This is a genomic window from Trinickia violacea, assembly GCF_005280735.1.
In the GTDB taxonomy this organism is placed as follows: domain Bacteria; phylum Pseudomonadota; class Gammaproteobacteria; order Burkholderiales; family Burkholderiaceae; genus Trinickia_A; species Trinickia_A violacea.
On record NZ_CP040077.1, the window covers coordinates 4,374,808 to 4,390,677 of the forward strand.

Annotated in this window: 17 protein-coding genes; 3 read left to right on the top strand and 14 right to left on the bottom strand. The window is 61.7% G+C overall.

The window, feature by feature from the left end:
* Positions 1-9 precede the first annotated feature (9 nt).
* Complete coding sequence (gene lysA, locus FAZ95_RS20005; RefSeq protein ID WP_137334042.1) at positions 10-1,272, top strand: diaminopimelate decarboxylase; 1,263 nt, start codon at positions 10-12, stop codon at positions 1,270-1,272.
* A 111-nt stretch (positions 1,273-1,383) separates the two neighbouring features.
* Here the strand turns inward: lysA and msrQ are convergent, their stop codons facing one another.
* From msrQ to FAZ95_RS20030, 5 genes are all read right to left on the bottom strand, one after another.
* Complete coding sequence (msrQ, locus tag FAZ95_RS20010; RefSeq protein WP_254699946.1) at positions 1,384-2,079, bottom strand: protein-methionine-sulfoxide reductase heme-binding subunit MsrQ; 696 nt, start codon at positions 2,077-2,079, stop codon at positions 1,384-1,386.
* 26 nt (positions 2,080-2,105) lie between these two features.
* Positions 2,106-3,110: a protein-methionine-sulfoxide reductase catalytic subunit MsrP gene (gene msrP, locus FAZ95_RS20015; protein ID WP_137334044.1), complete on the bottom strand. Its 1,005-nt coding sequence runs from the start codon at positions 3,108-3,110 to the stop codon at positions 2,106-2,108.
* 171 nt (positions 3,111-3,281) lie between these two features.
* Entirely contained in the window at positions 3,282-4,475 is a 1,194-nt protein-coding gene (gene ccsB / locus FAZ95_RS20020) for a c-type cytochrome biogenesis protein CcsB (RefSeq protein ID WP_137334045.1), read from the bottom strand.
* Positions 4,476-4,479: 4 nt separating this feature from the next.
* Positions 4,480-6,741, bottom strand: coding sequence for a cytochrome c biogenesis protein ResB (locus tag FAZ95_RS20025; RefSeq protein WP_137334046.1), 2,262 nt, complete (start codon positions 6,739-6,741; stop codon positions 4,480-4,482).
* A 114-nt stretch (positions 6,742-6,855) separates the two neighbouring features.
* Positions 6,856-7,515: a c-type cytochrome gene (locus tag FAZ95_RS20030; protein ID WP_137334642.1), complete on the bottom strand. Its 660-nt coding sequence runs from the start codon at positions 7,513-7,515 to the stop codon at positions 6,856-6,858.
* A 299-nt stretch (positions 7,516-7,814) separates the two neighbouring features.
* Here FAZ95_RS20030 and yihA point away from each other — a divergent pair, with 299 nt between their 5' ends.
* Both yihA and hemB read left to right on the top strand, forming a co-directional pair.
* Positions 7,815-8,465 carry a ribosome biogenesis GTP-binding protein YihA/YsxC gene (yihA, locus tag FAZ95_RS20035; RefSeq protein WP_137334047.1) on the top strand — a complete coding sequence of 217 codons (651 nt, stop codon included), beginning with the start codon at positions 7,815-7,817 and terminating at the stop codon, positions 8,463-8,465.
* A gap of 248 nt (positions 8,466-8,713) precedes the next feature.
* The gene (gene hemB / locus FAZ95_RS20040) at positions 8,714-9,706 is read left to right on the top strand and encodes a porphobilinogen synthase (RefSeq protein WP_137334048.1); all 993 of its coding nucleotides are present in this window, start codon (positions 8,714-8,716) and stop codon (positions 9,704-9,706) included.
* A 189-nt stretch (positions 9,707-9,895) separates the two neighbouring features.
* Here the strand turns inward: hemB and dsbD are convergent, their stop codons facing one another.
* The 9 genes from dsbD to infA form a co-directional block, all read right to left on the bottom strand.
* Complete coding sequence (dsbD, locus tag FAZ95_RS20045) at positions 9,896-11,752, bottom strand: protein-disulfide reductase DsbD (RefSeq protein WP_137334049.1); 1,857 nt, start codon at positions 11,750-11,752, stop codon at positions 9,896-9,898.
* On the bottom strand, positions 11,745-12,077 hold the full coding sequence (gene cutA / locus FAZ95_RS20050; RefSeq protein ID WP_137334643.1) for a divalent-cation tolerance protein CutA: 333 nt from the start codon (positions 12,075-12,077) through the stop codon (positions 11,745-11,747). The genes dsbD and cutA overlap by 8 nt, the downstream gene beginning before the upstream one ends.
* A gap of 172 nt (positions 12,078-12,249) precedes the next feature.
* Complete coding sequence (gene rplQ, locus FAZ95_RS20055; RefSeq protein WP_136899532.1) at positions 12,250-12,645, bottom strand: 50S ribosomal protein L17; 396 nt, start codon at positions 12,643-12,645, stop codon at positions 12,250-12,252.
* Between the two features lie 145 nt (positions 12,646-12,790).
* On the bottom strand, positions 12,791-13,768 hold the full coding sequence (locus FAZ95_RS20060; protein WP_137334050.1) for a DNA-directed RNA polymerase subunit alpha: 978 nt from the start codon (positions 13,766-13,768) through the stop codon (positions 12,791-12,793).
* A gap of 124 nt (positions 13,769-13,892) precedes the next feature.
* Complete coding sequence (rpsD, locus tag FAZ95_RS20065) at positions 13,893-14,516, bottom strand: 30S ribosomal protein S4 (protein WP_137334051.1); 624 nt, start codon at positions 14,514-14,516, stop codon at positions 13,893-13,895.
* A 157-nt stretch (positions 14,517-14,673) separates the two neighbouring features.
* Positions 14,674-15,078: a 30S ribosomal protein S11 gene (gene rpsK, locus FAZ95_RS20070; RefSeq protein WP_006052224.1), complete on the bottom strand. Its 405-nt coding sequence runs from the start codon at positions 15,076-15,078 to the stop codon at positions 14,674-14,676.
* Positions 15,079-15,106: 28 nt separating this feature from the next.
* Positions 15,107-15,472: a 30S ribosomal protein S13 gene (gene rpsM, locus FAZ95_RS20075; RefSeq protein WP_137334052.1), complete on the bottom strand. Its 366-nt coding sequence runs from the start codon at positions 15,470-15,472 to the stop codon at positions 15,107-15,109.
* Between the two features lie 41 nt (positions 15,473-15,513).
* Positions 15,514-15,630: a 50S ribosomal protein L36 gene (rpmJ, locus tag FAZ95_RS20080; RefSeq protein WP_004199844.1), complete on the bottom strand. Its 117-nt coding sequence runs from the start codon at positions 15,628-15,630 to the stop codon at positions 15,514-15,516.
* A 20-nt stretch (positions 15,631-15,650) separates the two neighbouring features.
* Complete coding sequence (gene infA, locus FAZ95_RS20085) at positions 15,651-15,869, bottom strand: translation initiation factor IF-1 (protein WP_004521905.1); 219 nt, start codon at positions 15,867-15,869, stop codon at positions 15,651-15,653.
* Between the last annotated feature and the right edge of the window lies 1 nt (position 15,870).

The window sequence follows — 15,870 nt, forward strand, 5'->3', positions numbered from 1 at the left end:
TCCTACCGCATGAGTCAATCCGCATTCGCCTTCGTCGACGGCGTGCTGCACGCCGAAGGTGTGTCCGCCGTCTCGCTTGCCGAGCAATTCGGCACCCCCCTGTACGTGTATTCGCGCGCGGCGCTGACGCAGGCCTACCAGGCTTATGCGAACGCGTGCGCGGGACGGCGCGCGTCGGTGCACGTCGCCGTGAAAGCGAACAGCAACCTCGCGGTGTTGAACGTATTCGCACGCCTCGGCGCGGGCTTCGACATCGTATCCAGCGGCGAGCTCGCGCGCGTGCTCGCGGCCGGCGGCAAAGCGGAGAACACCGTGTTCTCGGGCGTCGGCAAGAGCGCCGGGGAAATGCGCGAGGCTCTCGCCGCGGGCGTGAAGTGCTTCAACGTCGAATCGATTCCGGAACTCGACCGGCTCAACGCGGTGGCTGCGTCGATGGGCAAGACGGCGCCCGTCTCGCTGCGCGTGAATCCCGATGTCGATCCGAAAACGCATCCGTACATTTCGACCGGCCTCAAAGCCAACAAATTCGGCGTCGCGTTCGACGATGCGCGTGCGACCTACCGCGCCGCGGCCTCGATGCCGAACCTGCACGTAGTCGGCATCGACTGCCATATCGGGTCGCAAATCACCGAGATCTCCCCGTACCTCGATGCCGTCGATCGGCTCCTCGAACTCGTCGAGCAGATCGAGGCGGACGGTACGAAGATTCACCACATCGACGTCGGCGGCGGCCTCGGCATCCAGTACGACACGGAAACGCCGCCCGACATCGGCGAATTCGTGAAGACGCTGCTCGACCACATCGACGCGCGCGGCCACGGCCATCGCGAGGTGTTCTTCGAGCCGGGCCGCTCGGTCACGGGCAATGCGGGCATCCTGCTGACGCGCGTCGAATTCCTGAAGCCGGGCGAAGAGAAGAACTTTGCGATCGTCGATGCCGCGATGAACGATCTCGCCCGCCCCGCGATGTATCAGGCGTTCCACGCGATCGAACCCGCCGTGACGCGCGACGCGGCGGCGCACGTGTATGACGTGGTTGGCCCTGTCTGCGAAAGCGGCGACTGGCTCGGCCGCGACCGGCAACTGGCGATCGAAGCGGGCGACCTGCTCGCGATCCGCTCGGCCGGTGCGTATGGGTTCGTGATGAGCTCGAACTACAACACGCGTCCGCGAGCCGCCGAGGTGATGGTCGACGGCAACGACGCGCACGTCGTGCGTGCGCGCGAAAACGTGAAGGACCTGTTCGCCGGCGAGACGGTGCTGCCGAAGTAAAGCACCACACGGCGCGAAGCAAAACGTAAAAGGCGGGGCTCACTGGTAAGAGCCCCGCCTTTTTTATCGACGCGCTTTATCAACGAGCAAAGCGCCTGAACCGCTTTCGCGTCAAAGCCGCTGCCGCTCGAAGAACCGTCCGCGCACCCACACGAGCAAGCGCCAGCCAAGCAGCGCGATCACGATCGCACCGTAAATCTTCGGCAGGATCAGGTCGTGCTTGCCCGCCTTCATCCACCAGAAATGCAGGATCGCGAGCCCGGCGATCGCATAGATCGCGCGATGCAGTTGCTGCCAATGCCGGCCGAGCTTGCGCGCCATCGCGCGTGGCGACGTCGCCGCGAGCGGAATCAGCAGCAGGAACGCGGCAAAACCGACGGTGATGAACGGCCGCTTGCCGACGTCTTTCAGCATCGCGGCGACATCGAACCACTTGTCGAACCAGATATAGGTCGTGAAGTGGAGCGTCGCATAGAAGAACGCGTAGAGCCCGAGCATGCGACGAAAACGCAGCAGCGCGTTCACGCCTGTGAGACGGCGCAGCGGCGTGACGGCCAGCGTGATGCAGAGGAAGACGAGCGTCCAAAGGCCGGTCGAGCGCGTGATGAATTCGATCGGGTTCGCGCCGAGCCGGTCGGTCAGTCCGAACAGCACGATGCGAGCGAGCGGATACCAGGCCGCAATGAAAACCGCGATCTTGGCGGGCGCGATCCAGCGTTCGCCCTTGCGCGCGGCCGGGCGTGCCGCCGACGCCGCCTTCGCAGGGCGAGCGTTCCCGCTGCCTTGACTGGTGACGGTGGTTTGCATGTCGGTCATGATCGACGCCGCTTAGCTCAGAAGAATTTCCGCAAATCCATACCCTGATACATCGAAGCGACGAGATCCCCGTAGCCGTTGAACATCAGCGTCTTGCGCTTCGGCGTGAAGAACCCGTCCTCGCCGATACGCCGTTCGGTCGCCTGGCTCCAGCGCGGGTGATCGACGTTCGGGTTCACGTTCGAATAAAAGCCGTACTCGTTCGGCGCCTCGGTATTCCAGCTCGTCGGCGGCTGCTGTTCGACAAAGCGGATCTTCACCAGCGACTTCGCGCTCTTGAAGCCGTACTTCCACGGCAGAACGACGCGAATCGGCGCGCCGTTCTGATTCGGCAGCACCTGCCCGTAGACGCCGACCGTCAACAGCGTCAACGGATTCATCGCCTCGTCCATCCGCAGACCTTCCGAATACGGCCAGTCGAGAATCGGCTGGGCGAGCCCAGGCATCTGCGACGGGTCCGCGAGCGTGATGAATTGCACATACTTCGCGTTGCCGGTCGGCTGCGCGCGCTTGATCAACTCGGAAAGCGGGAAGCCGACCCACGGAATCACCATCGACCACCCCTCGACGCAGCGGTGCCGGTACACGCGCTCCTCGAGCGGCGCGACTTTGAGCAGCTCATCGATATCGTAGACCTTCGCGTTCTTGACCTCGCCCTCGACGCTCACGCGCCACGGATGCGGCCGCAGCGTATGCGCATTTTCCGCCGGATCGCCCTTGTCAGTGCCGAATTCGTAGAAGTTGTTATAGGTCGTGATGTCCTTGTACGGCGTGACCTTGTCGACGACGACGAACTTCGGATTGGTCTTCGCCGCGAGCTTCTGCGCCTTCGCGTCGGGCGACTCGTAGTTGGCGAACGCCGGATCGCTGATGCCGAAGAGGCCGCCCGCCGCGGCCACACCCGCCATGCCCGCCAGTTGCAACACGCGCCGCCGGTTCTCCCATACGGCGCGCGGCGTGATTTCGCTCGCAGCGATGTCGCCGCCCTGCAATTGAATTCGCTGTCCTCGCTTGGTCCACATGTTGAAAGCTCCTGGTAGGCGGTTTGGGCCGACCGCGCATGCTCATTCGACCCATCGGCTTTATATACCGTTCGGGGTAGCGTAGCGGATGCAAAAACGACCACTCCCCAGACAAAAAAACCGCCGGTGCTTAGCACTCGGCGGTTTTTAGTCGCGGCAGAACGGCGAATATTACAGCTTGCCGTAACTATGCAAGCCGGACAGGAACATGTTGACGCCGAGGAACGCGAACGTCGTGACCAACAGGCCAGTCAGCGCCCACCAGGCAGCGACCGCGCCGCGCAGCCCCTTCATCAAGCGCATGTGCAGCCACGCCGCGTAGTTCAGCCAGACGATCAGCGCCCAGGTCTCCTTCGGGTCCCAGCTCCAGTAGCCGCCCCAGGCTTCGGCGGCCCACAGCGCGCCGAGGATCGTCGCGATCGTGAAGAACGCGAAGCCGACGGCGATCGACTTGTACATCACGTCGTCGAGCACGTCGAGTTCCGGCAGGCGGTCGGCCAGCACCCCGCGCTCTTTCATCAGGTACGCCACGCCGACCATCGCCGACAACGCAAAGCTGCCGTAGCCGATGAAGTTCGCCGGCACGTGGATCTTCATCCACCAGCTTTGCAGCGCCGGCACGAGCGGCTGGATCTGCTGCGCGTCGCGCGAGATCGAGTACCACATCAGAAAGCCGACCGCGGCGCTGATGATCAAGAGGACAAACGCCCCGAGCGCGCGCGTGCTGTAGTGCTGCTCGTAGTACAAGTAGAAAAGCGCCGTGATGAGGCTGAACAGGACGAACACTTCATACAAGTTCGAGATGGGGATGTGTCCGACATCGGCGCCGATCAGATACGACTCGTACCAGCGCACCATCATGCCCGTGAAGCCCATCAGCACGGCGGCCCAGGTGAGCTTGGAGCCGATCGCGCCGCCCGACGGCGAGCGCGACAGCATGCCGATCCAGTAGAACAGCGTAGCGAGCACGAAGAGCGCGCTCATCCAAAGAATCGCCGACTGGCTCGACAGGAAATACTTCAGAAAAAACGCCGAATCCGCGCGCGTCAGATCGCCTTGGTAGGTCTGAATCGCGAACAGCGACAGCACAGCGATGCCAGCAATCAGCAAGCGCACCGGCTTCCAGCGCCACCCCAGCACGACGAACACGGGCACCGAGCACACCAGCACGAGCTTGTCGTAGTAGTTCATGAAGGCGTGGTAGCGCGATAGCGCGAACCCCGCTCCGGCGACCATCGCGAGCGCGAACAGCCAGTCGAATGCGTTAAGACGCTTGAGGAAAGGGCGCTCGTCGTACAAGCCGGCGGGAGCGGCCGACGCGGGCCGTGGCTTGGGTTGAGACGCGGAGACTTGTGTCAAATCCATGATGTTACCGAGTGGAATTCTGCGAACCGGAGGATGGCGGGGCGCTTCTGTCGTGGGGAGCGCTTGCGTCACGGGACGGTTCGACCGTCGAATTCGTGGCCGAATTAGCCGCAGCTTCCGTTGCTGCGACGCCCAGCGTGGCCCCGACTGCATCGCGCGTGCGCGCGAATTCTTTTTCGAAGTCGAGCGTCTTGCGCGCCGTCGACATCGCCATCACCACGGAAGTGCCCGTGGCGGTGTCCTTGAGCCAGAACCAGAGTCGCCGCTCGCGCACATAGAACATCGAAAAGATGCCGAGCACGAGCAACAGGCTGCCAAGATACACCACTTTTTTGCCGGGTGCGCGCGTCAACTGAAATACCGAAGCTTGCACCTGCTTATATGAGTCGAGCTGCAAGAAGACCGGTGATCCATACAAAAAGCTGTCGGATAGCGCGTTGATCGAGCTTTGGACGAAGCGGATGGCGTCGGCGTCGGGCTTCATGTCGGGCTCGCCGGCTTGCTCTCGCGCGATCTGCCAAAGGTCCCAGGTCGAGCCTTCGAGCATGCGCAGCAGCAAAGATGCCGCTTTTTGCTGCTCATCCTTCGGCACCGAACGGTCGATAAAGGTCGCGACCGCCTGGTAGCCGCCGAGCGGATGGCCGTCCGCGCCGTTGCCGATGCCGATGTCCGCGCCGGCAAATAGGGTGAGAACGCGCAGCGCGCTGTCCTGCAGATGGTCGCGCAGCGCAGCGTTCTGATCGGTCACCGAACGCTCGGCAAAGCGTTGGGCAGCTTGAGCACGCAGCGCCGGGTTGGCAAGCGCCGCGCGCAACTGCATCCATTCCTTGAGCGTGCCGCCGCTGTCGGCGGGAATGCGCAGATAGCGGAACGGATCGTTCGGCGTCGTGCGCATGCCGGCCAGGAACATGCGCTCGCCATTCACGTCGACGGGCAGCATGTAGTTGTTGAACTCGCGCGCCTGGCCATCGGTGCCGCGGATCTTGTACTGCACCGACGGGCCGACATTGTGCAGCGTCAGCGGATTCTGCGTCTTCGCGCCCGAGCCGAGCCGCTGGTCGAGCTCTTCGGCGAGCGTTTTGTGCGCGACGCCGCGCACGTCGTTGCTGCCATTCGCGTCCGTGACATTTTCGACGTTGATCGCACGGAAATCGCTGAATTCGACCGTCTCCCCTGCCGTGCCGGGAATCGCCGCCATCGACGCGCCCAATGGCGCCGACGCCCCGATCGCCCCGCCGAACGGATAGGTCTTCGCGTTGTCGCCCACCATCGGCCAAGCGGTCATCGTCATCTGCGAGCCGCCGTCCTGGAAGCTCGATTGGTAGATCGACACGCCGTCGTACTCGAACGGCTTGTTCACCTCGACCCGCGCCGGAATCTCCTTGCCGGTCTTGTGATCGATCACGACGATGTCGCTCGCGAAGAGCTTCGGCATGCCGGTCGAGTAATAGTCGACGATGAACTTGTTCAACTGAATCGAGAACGGCAGGTCTTGAATCAGCGAGCCGTTCGGCTGATTCAGGATCGCCGTCGACACATGCTGTCCCTCGGGCACCCAAGCGTAGCCGCGGAACGTCGGATTCGACGACGACAGACGGTGGTTCGGCGTGATCTCGCTGATGACCGCGCTCGTATCGACCGGCGTCTTGTTGAAGAGCCACATCTGCAGCTTGATGGGCAGGTTGCTGTCGAGCAGGCCGCCGATGCAGATGATGACGATCGCGAGGTGCGCAAAGATATAACCAATCCTCGTCATTGCACCGCGCTTGGCCGCGATCAACGTGGCGCCGTCGCTCTCGCGCGTGACGAACTTGTAGCCGAGCTTGCCCGAGAGCGTGCCGAGCGTCGCCGCGGTATTCGCGCGCGTGCCGTGCACACCGAACTCCGCCTTGTGATGGAACGCGCGCAGGCTGCCTTCGCGCACTTTGTCCTTCCAGCTCTTCATGTCGGCGATCATCTTCGGCGCATTGCGCAGCACGCACAGCGAGATCGACACGATGAGAAAGCCCAGGATGAGCATGAACCACCACGAGCTGTAGACGGTGTACAGGCTCAGCGAACGGAAGATATCGGCCCAGAACGGACCGAACTGATTGACGTAGTTGGGGTACGGATCGTCCTGAGTCAGCACCGTGCCGATGATGCTCGCGATCGACAGAATCACGAGTAGCGCAATCGCGAACCGCATCGAACTCAGCAATTCGACGGCGCTCTTGACCGCCCGCTGACCCGACTTCAACTCATAACCCGACGTGGTGACGCTCATTCAAACTCCGACTGACCAGCAAAAAAGGGTGAAGGGCACCGCCTTGAAGCGGTGCCCCCACCCTTTGTTGTTCTCGCCGGGCTCGCTCACCCGGCTTGATTTTGATCGGGCCTGCTAATGCAGACCCGCAATGTAATCCGCGACTGCCTTGATTTCGTTCTCCGACAAGCGGGACGCAATCGTATGCATCGCTTCGTTGTTGTTGCGCGCGCCCGAACCTTGCTGGAACGCCGTCAACTGCGCGACCGTGTAGTCCTGCCATTGCCACGACAGACGCGGATACTGGATCGGCATCCCCTGCCCGGTCGGACCATGGCAGCTTGCGCACGCCGGCACGCCCTTGTCCGCGATGCCGCCGCGGTAGATCTGCTGCCCCAGCGCAATCGTGCTCTTGTCGTGCGCGAACCCGGGTTTCGACGTCTGCGAGGCGAAATAGGCCGCGACGTTGATCATGTCCTGATCGGATAGCGCGCCGGCAAAGCCAGCCATGACGTCATTCTTGCGCGCGGCGACTTTCGCGCCGGCCTGCACCTTGAAATCCTTGAGCTGCTTGACGAGATATTCCTGATGCTGCCCCGCGAGCTTCGGGAACGCGCCCGTGGCACTGTTGCCGTCTGCGCCATGACACGCGGCACAGACCTGCGTGGCGATTTGCTGACCCCGATTCAAATCCGGCTTGGCGGCTTCCGCCGCTCCAGACTGCCCTGCCAACCCCATCAAACCTGCTGCTACCGTTACTTGAAGCACCATCAAAGTCTTGCACAGTCGATTCATTCGCACACCCGGTTTCGTCTTGTGAGAATTGAGTGCTCTCAAGGACATCGCAAGCGATGCCACTCCTTACGGAGCAAGGAAATGCCGAGCTGCGCCCGCCGATTTCCCCTATGAGGTTCTGCAAAATACGACGGCGACCGATCTACCGCGAGGCCACGCGTTTCGAGACGCGCAAGCGCCCCTCTGGTCTTCAGTAAACCATCGTATTGTACAATAACTCGCTAATCGTCTAGGCGCCAGTCGGGCTTGCCCCGCATCCCTTCCCATCCATCCGGCGCCTCCTTTTCTGGTTTCCCTCCATGGCCTTCCTGCTCCATCAAGCCCGCTTTTTCACGACTGTTAACCACTTGCGCGATCTGCCCCCGACGCCTCAGCCGGAGATTGCGTTCGCGGGACGCTCGAACGCGGGCAAGTCGACGGCCATCAACGTGCTTTGCAACCAAAAGCGCCTCGCGTTCGCCAGTAAGACACCTGGACGCACGCAACATATCAATTACTTCTCGGTCGGCCCGGCCGCGGAGCCGGTCGCCCATCTGGTCGACTTGCCGGGCTACGGCTACGCCGAAGTGCCGGGTGCCGCGAAGGAACACTGGGAAGCACTGCTCTCGAGCTACCTGCAATCGCGCGCCCAGTTACGCGGCATGATCCTGATGATGGACTCGCGCCGCCCGCTCACCGAGCTGGATCGCAGGATGATCGAGTGGTTCGCCCCCACCGGCAAGCCGATTCACACGCTGCTGACCAAGTGCGACAAATTGACACGCCAAGAGAGCATCAACGCGCTGCGCGCGACGCAGAAGGGCTTGAAGGAATATAAAGACGCCGGCTACGAGGGGGAGCTGACCGCGCAACTCTTTTCGGCGCTCAAGCGCACCGGTCTCGAAGACGCGCACGAATTGATCGAAAGCTGGCTCTTGCCTGCAGAGAATGGCGACGACGAGGCACAATGACCGGCCGAATGTTGTGCAAGCAACTTTCCGTCGGCAACGCAGCGGCGGAACCCGTCGTTCGCACATAAAAAAACCCGCCGGATAACGGCGGGTTAACAGCCTAATCGAAAAACGACAGGCACCCGCTCAGGGAGGAGAAGCGGGGAACTCGGCGCCAAGCGCCTCGCTCGATCGCTATCATATACCATTGTCTCAATAAAATTTCGCACGGGCCGAAGCAGTATTTCTCGCCACTCAAGACATTCAATATGAGCTTCTATCCGCATCACCGCCCCCGCCGCATGCGCCGCGACGACTTTTCGCGCCGCCTGATGCGCGAGAACCTGCTGACTACGAACGATCTGATTTATCCGGTATTCATCACCGAGGGCACGAACGCACGGCAAGCCGTGCCGTCGATGCCGGGTGTCGAGCGTGTGTCGGTCGACCTGCTGATGGGCGTCGCCGAACAATGCGTCGAGCTCGGCGTGCCGGTGCTGTCGCTCTTTCCGGCGATTGAGCCGTCGCTCAAGACGCCCGATGGCCGCGAAGCGGCCAACCCGGAAGGCTTGATTCCGCGCGCTGTTCGCGAGCTCAAAAAGCGCTTTCCGGAACTGGGTGTGCTGACCGACGTCGCGCTCGACCCCTACACGAGCCACGGCCAAGACGGTGTGCTCGACGAAGCCGGCTACGTGCTCAATGACGAAACGGTCGAAATCCTCGTTGATCAGGCGCGCGCGCAGGCCGAGGCCGGCGTCGATATCGTCGCGCCGTCGGACATGATGGACGGCCGTATCGGCGCCATTCGAGAGATGCTCGAAAGCGAAGGCCACATCTACACGAAGATCATGGCTTACGCAGCGAAGTACGCGTCGGCGTTCTACGGGCCGTTCCGCGATGCCGTCGGTTCCGCAACGAACCTCGGCAAGAGCAACAAGATGACCTATCAGATGGACCCGGCCAATTCCGACGAAGCCCTGCGCGAGGTACGCCTGGATATCGAGGAAGGCGCGGACATGGTGATGGTCAAGCCGGGCATGCCGTACCTCGACATCGTGCGACGCGTGAAGGACGAATTCCGCTTCCCGACCTATGTCTATCAGGTCAGCGGCGAGTACGCGATGCTCAAAGCCGCCGCACAAAACGGCTGGCTCGATCACGATAAGGTGGTGATGGAGTCGCTGCTAGCGTTCAAGCGTGCTGGTGCGGATGGCGTGCTGACGTATTTCGCACTCGACGCAGCGCGACTGCTGCGCGCATAAAAGTAGTTCGCGCGGCTTAATAGTTGGGAAGTTTGACGGCGGCGCCCCTCGCGGAGTGCCGCCGTTTTTCGTTTGGACGGAGTGCACGGCGAGCGCACGGCCGCGCCTGCCTTCGGGTCATGTGTGGCCGCGAATGCAGCGCGCATGGCGCGCGCTGCCCGGCCGAATTCAAACGACGATGGGATGCTCTCAGGACTGCGGCGCCGCGGCCCGATCGAGACTACGCAAGAACGCATCCGCCGATTCATACCCGACGACGCGCAATGTCTCGTTGCCGTTCTGATCGAAGAAGATGATTCCCGGCGGACCGAAGAGCTTGAAGCGCTTGAGCAGCGCCTGGTCGTCGGTGTTGTTCGCCGTCACATCGGAACGCAAGAGATTCAATTGCTGGAGACGCGCATGCACGCGCGGGTCGCTGAACGTAAAGCGCTCCATTTCCTTGCAGCTCACGCACCAGTCCGCGTAGAAGTCGAGCATCGCCGGGCGCGCCGACGTCTTCAGCACATGATCGAGCTCGTCGGATGAGCGCACCGGCGCGAAAGGCGGCTCGGCCTGCTGCGCGGCCACCGTCGGACCTGCCGCGGAATGCGACGCGAGCACGGCAAGCGGCCGAAGCGGATCGGTCGAGCCCGCAGCCAGGCCCACGAGCAGCACTGCCCCCCAAATCGCCAATGCCGCGCCTATCCCCCGCCCCAGGTGGCGCCAGACAGAAGGTCCACCCACGTTCGGCGTGAATAGGCCAAGTGCCGCGGCGGAAATCAGCAGCCATAGCGCGCCGAGCAGCATTTGGGCCGACGCGCCGAGCACCGGCCAAACGATCCACAAGGCCGCCGCGAGCAGCACGACGCCAAAGAAGACCTTGACGCCGTCCATCCAGGCCCCGGCCTTCGGCAAGAACGTGCCCGCCCCCAGTCCGATAATCAGCAGCGGAACGCCGAGGCCGATACCCATCGAAAACAGCGCGGCGGCGCCGAGCACCGCATTGCCGGTATGCGCGATGAACGCGAGCACGGCGAAGAGCGGCGCCGTCATGCACGCGCCGACGACCAGCGCCGACAGCGCGCCCATCACCGCCACAGCGGCGAACTTGCCACCTGAGCGCCGACCCGACGCGCGCGACACGCCATCTTGCCAGCGCTGCGGCAACGCGATGTCGAAGCCTGCGATCAAAGAAAGCGCAAACACCGTCAGCAGCACCGCGAACACGCCAAGCACCCACGGATTCTGCAGCCATGCTCCGAGGCTTTGCCCAACGAGTGCGGCAGCAATCCCGAGCGCCGTATAAACGAGCGCCATGCCGATCACGTATGAGAGCGACAATGCAAACCCGCGCGCTCGCGTGACCTTGGCCCCTTCGCCAATGATGATCGCCGAGAGGATCGGAATCATCGGGTACGAGCACGGCAGCAGGCTCAGCACGATCCCGGCGACGAAGTACAGGCCGACGATCGCGAGAAAACCTCCGCCCTCGAGCAGCGACTGCGCGTAATCGGCGCTCGTCGCGCGTTCGTACCACGAGGCTTGATCCGCTGCGATCGTTCCGGTCGTTGCCGCCGGCGCCGCACCCTCGGCGGCAGCATGCAGCGCCGCGCCATCGACGCGAAATTCGTGCTCGGCCGGTGGATAACAAATACCCGCGTCCGCACAACCTTGCGATGTGACAACCAGTTCGAAGGGGCCGGCGGCCTGCTTGACCGGAACGCGGATCGTCAGGTCGTTCCGGTAGGTTTCGACGTTCTTGTTGAAGGTCGTGTCGAATTTCACATTCCCCGCAGGCAACTGCGGATCACCAAGCGTCGCCGTGCCGCTTTTAACGGCGAATGCAAAGCGCTCACGGTACATGTAGTAGCCGTCGGCGATCTTGAAGTGGACGAGGACCTCGCCCGGCTGCTCGCTGGCGCTGAATTTGAACGCGACCGACGGATCGAGAAAGTCATCGGCCGCGCGCGCAGCCGGCGCCATTCCGACGAAAGCACACAGGCACGCCACGAGTAAAACCAAGAAGCGCGCAACCGCATGTGCGCGTTGGCGAGAAACGTTAGACATGGATAGGTCGTTGTGTTTCGGCTGTGACCCACTGCCCATAAGCCGCTGATGCGGTGGCCTGCCAGGACAGGATTTCGGGGGTCTCGTACGGATGGTTCGCCTGGATGAATTGTTCGAGTTCCAGCGAGCGCGCGGCACTCGTCTTGAAGAGCATCTGGATCTCTTCGGCGGATTCGATCTTACCTTGCCAGTGATAGCGGGAACGCACCGTCCCCAATTCAGTGACGCAAGCGGCCAAGCGCGCGTTCAACGCGCCATCAGCCAGCTTCTGCGCCGCCTCTGAATCGGGCACTGTCGTCAGTATCAGGATCACATTCTGGGTCACGGAATCTCCTGCAAGAGCGGCCGCTCGAGCACGCGTATCGTACACCCCGATACGCAGCGCCGCTTCGATCGGATTCAACCCGGCATCCGACGCTACGTGCGTCGCCGCACGCCGCCCAAAAGCAAAAAGGGCCAAGCTCGCGCTTGACCCTTTTTTGCCTACGCCGAGACGCTTATTCAGCTTCTTGGACGTTTTCCGCTTCCACCGGTTCCGGACGGTCGAGCAGTTCGACCAGTGCCATCGGCGCGTTGTCGCCAACACGGAAACCGAACTTCAGGATACGCAGGTAGCCGCCCGGACGGTTCGCGAAGCGCGGACCGAGCACGTCGAACAGCTTCGTGACCGAGTCACGATCACGCAGGCGGTTGAACGCCAGACGACGGTTTGCCAGCGACGGCTTCTTGCCGAGCGTGATGAGCGGCTCGACGACTTTACGGAGTTCCTTCGCCTTCGGCAGCGTGGTCTTGATGACTTCGTGCTCGATCAGCGAGTTGGACATGTTACGGAGCATTGCCAGACGGTGGCTGCTCGTGCGGTTCAGTTTCCGCAGGCCATGACGGTGACGCATTTCAATTTCCTTGATTCAAAGTTTTGATCCAGCTCTTCTATCGCCTTCACCGCTCCAACTGAGCGACAAAGTGCACGGGCCGGTAGTGAAAAAGGCAAGACGCGGATTCTAAAGGAAAATCCGCGTCGATGCCAGGTCAGCAGTATTACTTGTCCAAACCAGCCGGCGGCCAGTTTTCGAGCTTCATGCCGAGCGTGAGGCCACGCGAAGCGAGCACTTCCTTGATCTCGTTCAACGACTTGCGACCGAGGTTCGGAGTCTTCAGCAGCTCGTTTTCCGTACGCTGGATCAGATCGCCGATGTAGTAGATGTTCTCGGCCTTCAGGCAGTTCGCCGAACGAACCGTCAGCTCGAGATCGTCCACCGGACGCAGCAGGATCGGATCGATCTGCGGCGCACGCGACGGTGCTTCCGCCGTAGCTTCGGTGCCTTCCAGCGCAGCGAACACCGACAGTTGATCGACCAGGATGCGCGCCGATTGACGGATCGCTTCTTCCGGCGAGATCACACCGTTGGTTTCGATGTTCATCACGAGCTTGTCGAGGTCGGTACGCTGTTCGACACGCGCGCTTTCCACGGCGTAGCTCACACGGCGCACCGGCGAGAACGACGCATCCAGGACGATACGGCCGATGATCTTGGCCGTTTCTTCACCGTAGCGGCGCACGTTGCCCGGCACATAGCCGCGGCCCTTCTCGACCTTGATCTGCACGTCGAGCTTGCCGCCCTTCGACAGATGCGCGATCACGTGATCCGGGTTGATGACTTCACAGTCGTGCGCGAGCTCGATGTCGCCGGCGGTGACCACGCCTTCGCCTTCCTTGCGCAGCGTAACCGTCACTTCGTCACGGTTATGCAGCTTGAACACCACGCCCTTCAGGTTCAACAGCAGGTTGACTACGTCCTCTTGCACCCCGTCGAGCGTCGAGTACTCATGTACGACGCCTGCGATCGTCACTTCGGTGGGCGCATAACCCAACATCGACGAAAGCAGCACGCGCCGAAGCGCGTTACCCAAGGTATGGCCATAACCGCGTTCGAACGGTTCCATGACCACTTTCGCGTGGCTCTCGCCCAGCGATTCCACAGCGATGATCTTGGGTTTCAACAAACTGGTTTGCATAGGTTTTCCTCTTCAATACCCTCGGCTCGTTACACCGATAAGGCTGACCGGTAACAACCTGAAAATAAACAGCCGAGGCAACCCCTTGCACAACGCAATCAGGGTACCCCGGCCGTTAATCCGATTAGCGCGAATACAATTCGACGATCAGGCTTTCGTTGATATCGCCACCGATGTCTGCGCGATCCGGCATCTGCTTGAACGTGCCTTCGAACTTCTTCGAGTCGACCGCAACCCAGCTCGGCATGCCGCCTTGCTCGGCCAGCGACAGCGCTTCGAGAATACGCGCTTGCTTCTTCGATTGTTCGCGCACTGCCACCACGTCGCCCGACTTCACTTGCAGCGACGGGATGTTCGCGACTTGGCCGTTCACGACGATCGCCTTGTGGCTCACGAGCTGACGTGCTTCAGCGCGCGTCGAGCCGAAGCCCATGCGGTAGACGACGTTGTCGAGACGCGATTCGAGCAATTGCAGCAGGTTTTCACCCGTGTTGCCCTTGCGGCGGTCGGCTTCGGCGAAGTAGCGGCGGAACTGGCGCTCGAGCACGCCGTAGATACGCTTCACTTTTTGCTTTTCGCGCAGCTGCGTGCCGTAGTCGGACGTACGAGCGCCCGAAGTGCGGCCGTGTTGACCAGGCTTGCTGTCAAGCTTGCACTTGTCGGCGAGCGAGCGACGTGCGCTCTTCAGGAAGAGGTCGGTGCCTTCACGGCGGGACAGCTTGGCCTTAGGGCCGGTATAGCGTGCCACGTTGCTTTCCTTCTATGTTTAATCACGCAAACTTCCGTCTGCGCTAGTTCGGACCCTTTGGGCCGAACGGTGGGCTTAGAGTCAATCAATGCGCAAACGGCCCATCGGCGCCGATATGTCTCAATCGGCGACAACAGGCAATTTGCAAATGCGCGTCTTAGATGCGACGACGCTTCGGCGGACGGCAGCCGTTGTGCGGAACAGGCGTCACGTCGGAGATCGCGGTGATCTTGATACCAAGACCATGCAACGCGCGCACCGCCGATTCACGGCCCGGGCCGGGGCCCTTGATCCGCACTTCGAGGTTCTTCACGCCGTATTCCATCGCCACGCGGCCAGCCGATTCGGCTGCCACCTGAGCTGCAAACGGCGTCGACTTACGCGAGCCCTTGAAGCCTTGGCCACCCGACGTCGCCCAGGCAAGCGCGTTGCCTTGACGATCGGTGATCGTGATGATGGTGTTGTTGAACGACGCGTGAACGTGAACCACGCCCTCGGCGACGTTCTTCTTGACCTTCTTGCGAACGCGTTGCGCCGCGGAGTTGTTCGAAGCCTTAGCCATTACGTTTTCCTGTAACTGTCAGTCCCGCTTACTTCTTCAGCGATTGCGCTGCGCGGCGCGGACCCTTGCGCGTGCGGGCATTCGTCCGGGTGCGCTGGCCACGCAGGGGCAGGCCCTTACGATGGCGCACGCCACGGTAGCAGCCGAGGTCCATCAGGCGCTTGATATTCATCGTCACTTCACGGCGCAGATCGCCTTCGACGACGAACTTGCCGACCTCTTCACGCAGCTTTTCGAGGTCTGCGTCGGTCAAATCCTTGACCTTCTTCGAGAATGCCACACCAGCCGCTTCGCAAATATCGCGCGAGCGCGTGCGGCCGATACCGAAGATCGCCGTCAGACCGATTTCGGTATGCTGGTGGTTCGGGATGTTAACCCCTGCAATACGAGCCATTGTTTTTCCTCAAACAAAAAGCGCAAGCAAAAGCGCGGCGTTCAGCCTTGACGCTGTTTGTGGCGCGGATCAGAGCTGCAAATCACGCGCACAACGCCTTTGCGCTTGATGATCTTGCAATTGCGACAAATGCGCTTAACCGATGCCATCACTTTCATGATATTACCCTTTTTTCAAGTCACTTCGCCCGGAACACGATCCGCGCACGCGACAGATCGTAAGGCGTCAATTCAACCGTCACCTTGTCGCCGGGCAAGATCCGGATGTAGTGCATCCGCATCTTTCCGGAAATATGCCCCAACACGACATGGCCGTTCTCCAGCTTCACGCGGAAGGTAGCATTGGGCAGGTTTTCGATGACCTCGCCCTGCATCTGGATTACATCGTCTTTGGCCATA

Excerpts from the sequence above, each read along its gene's own strand:
- FAZ95_RS20060 (WP_137334050.1), bottom strand. The coding sequence starts at position 13,768 with ATGCAAACCAGTTTGTTGAAACCCAAGATCATCGCTGTGGAATCGCTG.
- rpmJ (WP_004199844.1), bottom strand. The coding sequence starts at position 15,630 with ATGAAAGTGATGGCATCGGTTAAGCGCATTTGTCGCAATTGCAAGATC.
- msrP (WP_137334044.1), bottom strand. The coding sequence starts at position 3,110 with ATGTGGACCAAGCGAGGACAGCGAATTCAATTGCAGGGCGGCGACATC.
- dsbD (WP_137334049.1), bottom strand. The coding sequence starts at position 11,752 with ATGTCTAACGTTTCTCGCCAACGCGCACATGCGGTTGCGCGCTTCTTG.
- FAZ95_RS20025 (WP_137334046.1), bottom strand. The coding sequence starts at position 6,741 with ATGAGCGTCACCACGTCGGGTTATGAGTTGAAGTCGGGTCAGCGGGCG.
- yihA (WP_137334047.1), top strand. The coding sequence starts at position 7,815 with ATGGCCTTCCTGCTCCATCAAGCCCGCTTTTTCACGACTGTTAACCAC.
- lysA (WP_137334042.1), top strand. The coding sequence starts at position 10 with ATGAGTCAATCCGCATTCGCCTTCGTCGACGGCGTGCTGCACGCCGAA.
- infA (WP_004521905.1), bottom strand. The coding sequence starts at position 15,869 with ATGGCCAAAGACGATGTAATCCAGATGCAGGGCGAGGTCATCGAAAAC.
- ccsB (WP_137334045.1), bottom strand. The coding sequence starts at position 4,475 with ATGGATTTGACACAAGTCTCCGCGTCTCAACCCAAGCCACGGCCCGCG.
- rpsK (WP_006052224.1), bottom strand. The coding sequence starts at position 15,078 with ATGGCTAAGGCTTCGAACAACTCCGCGGCGCAACGCGTTCGCAAGAAG.
- FAZ95_RS20030 (WP_137334642.1), bottom strand. The coding sequence starts at position 7,515 with ATGAATCGACTGTGCAAGACTTTGATGGTGCTTCAAGTAACGGTAGCA.
- hemB (WP_137334048.1), top strand. The coding sequence starts at position 8,714 with ATGAGCTTCTATCCGCATCACCGCCCCCGCCGCATGCGCCGCGACGAC.
- rpsM (WP_137334052.1), bottom strand. The coding sequence starts at position 15,472 with ATGGCTCGTATTGCAGGGGTTAACATCCCGAACCACCAGCATACCGAA.
- rplQ (WP_136899532.1), bottom strand. The coding sequence starts at position 12,645 with ATGCGTCACCGTCATGGCCTGCGGAAACTGAACCGCACGAGCAGCCAC.
- msrQ (WP_254699946.1), bottom strand. The coding sequence starts at position 2,079 with ATGCAAACCACCGTCACCAGTCAAGGCAGCGGGAACGCTCGCCCTGCG.